The following is a 6,288-nucleotide window of genomic DNA, read 5'->3' on the forward strand; positions in this document are numbered from 1 at the left end:
CGCCCGCGCGCGGCCGGCGTCGGCGGTCGGCGGTCGGCGGTCGGCGGTCGGGCGGACCTCAGCCCGCGAAGCGCGCCATCCACGCCTCGACCTGGTGCGCGGCGCGCGGCAGACCCGCGGACAGGTTCTCGTGGCCGGCGTCCGTGACGACCAGGTCGTCCTCGATCCGGACACCGATGCCGCGCCACTCCTCGGGCACCGTCAGGTCGTCCGCCTGGAAGTACAGGCCCGGCTCGACGGTCAGGCACATGCCCGGCTCCAGCACCCCGTCGACGTAGCCCTCCGTGCGGGCCTGCGCACAGTCGTGGACGTCCAGGCCGAGCATGTGACCGGTGCCGGCCATGGTGAAGCGGCGCTGGAGGCCGAGTTCGTAGGCGCGGTCGGCGGGACCCTCGATGAAGCCCCACTCGACGAGCCGCGCCGCCAGGTACCGCTGGGCGGCCTCGTGGAAGTCGCGGTACCGGGCGCCCGGCTCGACCGCCGCCATGCCGGCCTCCTGGGCCTCGTACACGGCGTCGTAGATCTCGCGCTGCAGAGGGGTGAAGGTCCCGCTGACCGGCAGTGTGCGGGTGACGTCCGCGGTGTAGAGGGAGTGCGTCTCCACGCCCGCGTCGAGAAGGAGCAGGTCTCCGGGGCGTACCGGGCCGTCGTTGTCCGTCCAGTGCATGATCGTGGCGTGCTCGCCGGCGGCGCAGATCGAGCCGTAGCCCACCGCGTTGCCTTCGAGGCGCGCCCGGCGGAAGAAGGTTCCCTCGATCCAGCGCTCCGACGACGCGATCGCCCGTGAGAGCTCCCCGACGACGTCGGTGAAGCCCCGTACGGTGGAGTCCACCGCCTTGCGCAGTTCCCCGAGCTCCCAGTCGTCCTTGACGAGGCGGAGATCGCTGAGGGCCGCGTCCAGTTCGGCGTCCCGCTCGGCGTCGGTACTGACGGCCACCTCGAGGGAGGGATCGATCCCGCGGACGATCCGGGTCGGTGTGCCGGGGGCGGCGGCCAGGTCGGAGGCGGCGGTGCGGACGTCGCGGCACGGCAGGCCGAGTACGCTCTCGGACTCGGCGAGGGAGCGGCGCCGGCCCGTCCACAGCTCGGCGTGGGGGCCCGTCCAGAACTCGTCGTCGCCCCTGCCGTCCCGCGGCAGCTGGTAGCAGTAGGCGTCGTGGCCGCCGTCCGCGCGGGGTTCGAGGACGAGTGCGCCGTCGCGGACCTGGTCGCCCGCCATGTGCACGTAGCCCGTGTACGGCCGGAAGGGGTAGGTGTCGTCGTTCGAGCGGGTCTTGAGGTTCCCCGAGGGGATCACCAGGCGTTCGCCGGGGAAGCGCGCGGAGAGCGCGGCGCGGCGCCGGGCCGCGTACGGGGCCTGCTCGGCGGGCCGTAGACCGTGCCGTTCGGTGTCCGCCCAGCCCGTCCGCATCAGAGCGGACAGTTCTGCGGATATCTCCGGGTAGAGGCCGTTCTTCCGACGCTTGGCCACGTCGTGCACCATCCTTCGTTCGGCGTCCATGGGGCTTGTCCGGGGCCGTTCGGCGGCGAGGGCGCGGGCAGGCCGCGCGCGGCGTCCCGTTCGGGTGCCGGGCCCCTCGCCGCCCCGGTTCCGCGGCGGCTCCCGGACGGTATCGCCGCGCGAGGGGCGCAGGGGCCCAGCAGTGCCAGTGACCGGAATCGGTCAGGGAGCGCCGAGGGGCTGCGCCGATAATGTGGCCCATGGTGAACGCGAAACCCGCCGAGGCCCTCCGGCATCTGGGACTCGGGGACACGGCCTGCCGTGCCTATGCGGCCCTGCTGGAACTGGCCCCCGCTCCGCTGAACGCGATCGGCACGGCGGCCGGTCTCGGCGGGGCCGAACTGGCCGCGGCGTACGGTGAACTGGCCGACGCCGGTCTGGTCAGCGCCGCCGCCGGGGACGGGGACCTGGTGGCCCCCGTGCCGCCCGCCGCGGGCCTGGAGATCCTCGCCCGGCACCGGGCGGCCGAGCTCGAGGAGTCGCGCATCGCCGTCGGCGGCGCCTTCGAGACGTTCCGGCGCCGGCGGCTCGCCGCGTACAACGACAACCTCGTCGAGGTCGTCACCGGCGAGGCCATCGGTCCGAGGATGCGTCACGCCTGGGCCAGTGCGCGCGAGCAGATCCGGCAGTTCGAGTCCCCGCCGTACGTCGCCCTGTCCACGGCCACCGACGACGCCCTGGCGACCCTCGCCCGCGGGGTGACGCAGCGCGTCGTCTACACACGGGAGACGCTGGAGCGGCCCGGCCATCTGGAGAACGTCGTCGAACCGTGCGTCGAGGCGGGCGAGCAGGCCAGAGTGCTGCCGTCGGTGCCGGTCAAGCTCCTGATCATCGACGAGGCGTACGCGCTGGTGTCCTTGTCGATCAAGGAGGCGGACGTGCACAACACCATGCTGGTGGTGCAGCCGTGCGGTCTGCTGTCCGCGCTGGTCGCCCTCTTCGAGCAGATGTGGCTGAACGCGCTGCCCCTCCACGGTCGCAGCGCCCGCCCCGCCGGCCTCCCGCCCGCCGACCGCCGCCTGCTGCGGCTCCTGGCCGGGGGCGCGGCCGATGACGTCATCGCCCGTGAACTGGGTGTCAGCCGCCGCACCTTGTTCCGGCGCCTGCAGATCCTGATGGCCCGCCTGGGGGCCGCGAACCGTTTCCAGCTGGCGCTGCAGGCACAGCGTTCCGGCTGGCTGTGACGGGCTGGAGGCCAGGAGTGTCGCGCGCTCGTGTCGAGTGACGCAGTGCGGCGTCGCCGTCCTCCTTTCCCCCGGTGAGCCGGCTCCGGGGCACGGCGACGCGTACGTGCTCGCGGTGAGGTTTCGACTACCGGCGGGTGAGCATCACATGCGTGACACCGCTGGGCGAGGAGGTGGACTCGACCTCGTAGTCCGACTCCAGGCCCTCCAGCCCGTCCCACAGCCGTCCGCCTCGGCCGAGCAGGATCGGGGTCACCACGATGTGCAGGTGGTCGATGAGCCGGGCGGCGAGGAAGTCCCGGACCACGGTGGGCCCGCCTCCGATCCGCACGTCCTTGCCCTGAGCGGCCTCACGGGCCGTCTCGAGCGCCTCGGCAGGCGAGGCGTCGAGGAAGTGGAAGGTGGTGCCGCCCTCCATCTCGATCGGCGGACGCGGGTGGTGAGTGAGGACGAAGACCGGTGTGTGAAAGGGCGGGTTGGGTCCCCACCATCCCTTCCACTCCGGGTCCTGATGCCATCCCGGGGGGCCGAATTTCCCGGCGCCCATGATCTCGACGCCGATCTCGGGCGCGAACTGCCGCGCGAAGGTGTCGTCGAGACCGCGGGTCCCGCCGCGGCGGCCTGCCATGTCGTGCCACCACCTGGTGGCGAACATCCACCCGTGCAGCCTCTCACCGGCGTGGCCGAACGGGGCTTCCTGGCTCAGACCTTCACCGGTGCCGAAGCCGTCGAGCGAGACGGAGAAGTTGTGGACGCGGACGAGAGACATGGCCGGTGACTCCTGGGAGTGTACGAGGCGGGAACGGCTCGGCACAGACTTCCTGCGGGGTCCGCCCGGCCCGAGCCGGGGAACCGTGCTGACGGCTTGCTCCCCCTGAGTATTGCTGCTTTCGTCGCCAGTCGCTCGCCTTCCTTCGGCGCTCCCCCGGCCGCGACCCCCTCGGGCGGCCGGAGGTCGGGTGGCCCTCGCCGTACACCAGCCTCGGACTGTTCCTCACCCGCGGTGACCGGGACCTGCCGGCCGGGCCACGGACCCCGTTCAACCTGACGAGTCCTGGCGCGTCACGCGGTAGCGGTGGTGGACGACCTGCGAGCCGAAGGTGCGGGTTTCGACGAGTTCGAGATCCACCCGGCGCTCGCGCCGGGGAAAGTACGGGATGCCGCCGCCGACCAGCACCGGGCAGACCCGGGGGCGGTACTCGTCGATCAGGCCGGACGCGGCAGCCTCGGCGGCGAGAGTGGCGCCACCGATCGCGATCTCGCCCTCCCCCGGCTCGGCTCGCAGCCGCTCGATCTCCTCCGCGACGCTGCCGGAGGCCAGGCGGGCATTGCCCCGTACCGCCGAGAGCGTGGTGGAGAACACCACTTTGGGAAGCCGCTTCCAGATCGCGGTGAACTCGCGCGTCAAGTCGTCGAGCGACGGATCCTGGTCGGCGGTCTCCCAGTACAGCATCGACTCGTACAGCCGCCGCCCCATCAGGTGGACGCCCGCCTTGCGCACCTCGTCGGTGGCGAAGCGGAAGAGTTCCTCGTCGGGCGCGGTCCAGTCGAAGCCGCCGTCCGGCCCGACGATGTAGCCGTCGAGCGAGACGCCCATCGCATAGGTGACGTCGCGCATGAGATCTCCTCCTGTGTCACGGGGTCCGAGGGTACGACTCCCGGGCGCCGCGGAACTCATCGCTGGCTCTGAGATCCCTGGTGCGAGTCACCTGGAGCCGTCGTCCGGATCTTCCTTTCCCCTCGCCCGGAACGGGCACGCGTGGGGCCCACCGGATTCTTCTCCGGTGGGCCCCACGCGTGGAATGCATTTCTCCTACCAGCGATACCAGCGGCCCTTTCGACCGCCGTGCCCCGCGGGCCGGACCAGGAATCCGAGCAACCAGACCACCAGCACGATGACGGCGATCCACCACAGAGCCTTGAGGGCGAATCCAGCGCCGAAAAGGATCAGTGCGAGAAGAAGAACGAGAAGCAGGGGAACCATGATTATCAACCTCCGAGCACTCATGTGCCCGGCCCGAATCGACGCATGCCCCGAAAATCGAAGTGTTTATGTCACTCTTATGCGGGAACCTTCGTCTCTCCGGTCACAGGAACCGGCGGATGGGCTGGACGGCCACCTCACGGGCCCGCTGGGCCAGGGAGCGTCTCTGCCACCGTTCCCTCTTGATCGGTTCACTGGCCGCGACGTCCGCCTCGAAGTGTTCGTCCAGTGTCGCGGTGAACCGCTGGTCCAGTACCGCGAGCATGACTTCCTCGTCGTGATCCATCGAGCGGCGGTTGAAATTGGTCGAGCCGATCAGGGCGGCGATGCGGTCGACGGTGATCACCTTGGCGTGCATCATCGTCGGCTGGTACTGGAAGATCTTCACCCCGCAGGCGGTGAGATCCTCGTAGTAGTGCTGGCCGGCTAGCCGGCAGACCCGCTTGTCGGTGTGCGGGCCGGGCAACAGGATCTCCACCTCGACGCCGCGCCGCGCGGTGGCGCACAGCAGGTCGATGAAGTACGCGTCCGGGGAGAAGTAGGCGGTGGTGAGGCGGAAACGCTCCTCCGCCGACTCCAGCATGACGCGGATCAGGGTCTGCATGTCCTGCCAGCCGAAGCTGGCGGAGCCGCGCACCACCTGCACGACGGCGTCACCCTGGGGCCGGTGCTCGATGAACCGGTCGCGGTCGTCGAAGAGCTCATCGTGGCACTCGGCCCAGTTCTGGGTGAACGCGGCGGCCATGCCGTCCACCGCGGGCCCGCGGACCTCGACGTGGGTGTCACGCCACTCCTGGGGGTTCCGGGCGTCGCCGCACCACTCCTCCGCTATCCCCACCCCGCCCGTGAACGCGATCGCCTCGTCGACCACCAGGACCTTGCGGTGACAGCGATGATTCTGCTTGAACGGCGAGAGGTTCAGGGGCTTGCGGAACCACGCCACCTGCACGCCCGCCCGCTCCATCGCCCGAAGCTGCTCGACCTCGATCAGCCGGCTCCCGAACCCGTCGAGGAGCAGCCGCACGCGCACCCCGGCGCGGGCCCGTTCCGCGAGCGCCTCGGCGAACCGGAGGGCGATCTCACCCTTCCAGTACACGAAGGTCATCATGTCCACCGTGTGCTCGGCCTCGTGGATCCGGGCCAGCATGGCGGCGAAGATCTCGTCCCCGTTCCGCAGCGGGACGAGGGTGTTGCCTTCCGTCGCCGCGATTCCGATCAGCCGCTCCAGACGGCGCCGTATTCGCTCGCTGCGGTCCTCGACGGACCGCTCACCCGCCCCGCCGAGGTCCGTCGGAGCCAGGTCCGGTGTTTCGTGGGTGCTGGTCATGGCGTCACCTGGCCGGAACGCGACGAGGGAACGTCGGGCCGCGGCGCCCGGTCCGGCACGGGCTGAGCGGCGAGCCGACTGTACCTGGCGCCGGACGGTGGACGGCCGCCGTCGGCCCCGCTTCCGACGCGGCACCTGTGCCGGCGACGGAAACGGGGACGACCGGTGGGGGGGGGCCCGCGGCGGGCCCCCCCCCCCCCGGGGGGGGGGGGGGCGGCCCCCCCCCGGGGGGGCGCGGGGGGGGGGCCGCCCCCCCCCCCCCCGCCCCCCGGGTTGCCCCGCCCCCAGAACA

6 protein-coding genes are annotated in these 6,288 nt (G+C 71.5%); 1 reads left to right on the top strand and 5 read right to left on the bottom strand.

Annotated elements, in window-relative coordinates; translation table 11 throughout:
- Positions 1 to 58: 58 nt before the first annotated feature.
- Positions 59 to 1,471, bottom strand: a complete 1,413-nt coding sequence (locus tag ACFY93_RS29405; RefSeq protein WP_391364565.1) for an aminopeptidase P N-terminal domain-containing protein — start codon at positions 1,469 to 1,471, stop codon at positions 59 to 61.
- Between the two features lie 230 nt (positions 1,472 to 1,701).
- Between ACFY93_RS29405 and ACFY93_RS29410 the strand changes: the two genes are divergently transcribed.
- Positions 1,702 to 2,685 carry a LuxR family transcriptional regulator gene (locus ACFY93_RS29410; protein WP_391364567.1) on the top strand — a complete coding sequence of 328 codons (984 nt, stop codon included), beginning with the start codon at positions 1,702 to 1,704 and terminating at the stop codon, positions 2,683 to 2,685.
- Between the two features lie 127 nt (positions 2,686 to 2,812).
- On the opposite strand, the gene ACFY93_RS29415 is transcribed toward ACFY93_RS29410, so the two are convergent.
- The 4 genes from ACFY93_RS29415 to ACFY93_RS29430 form a co-directional block, all read right to left on the bottom strand.
- Positions 2,813 to 3,454 carry a dihydrofolate reductase family protein gene (locus tag ACFY93_RS29415; RefSeq protein WP_391364569.1) on the bottom strand — a complete coding sequence of 214 codons (642 nt, stop codon included), beginning with the start codon at positions 3,452 to 3,454 and terminating at the stop codon, positions 2,813 to 2,815.
- A gap of 270 nt (positions 3,455 to 3,724) precedes the next feature.
- Positions 3,725 to 4,303, bottom strand: coding sequence for a dihydrofolate reductase family protein (locus ACFY93_RS29420; protein WP_391364571.1), 579 nt, complete (start codon positions 4,301 to 4,303; stop codon positions 3,725 to 3,727).
- 195 nt (positions 4,304 to 4,498) lie between these two features.
- Entirely contained in the window at positions 4,499 to 4,669 is a 171-nt protein-coding gene (locus tag ACFY93_RS29425; protein ID WP_391364573.1) for a hydrophobic protein, read from the bottom strand.
- A 103-nt stretch (positions 4,670 to 4,772) separates the two neighbouring features.
- Positions 4,773 to 5,996, bottom strand: coding sequence for a phospholipase D-like domain-containing protein (locus ACFY93_RS29430; RefSeq protein ID WP_391364575.1), 1,224 nt, complete (start codon positions 5,994 to 5,996; stop codon positions 4,773 to 4,775).
- Positions 5,997 to 6,288 lie beyond the last annotated feature (292 nt).

This window comes from Streptomyces sp. NPDC008313, from assembly GCF_042956125.1.
In the GTDB taxonomy this organism is placed as follows: Bacteria; Actinomycetota; Actinomycetes; order Streptomycetales; family Streptomycetaceae; genus Streptomyces.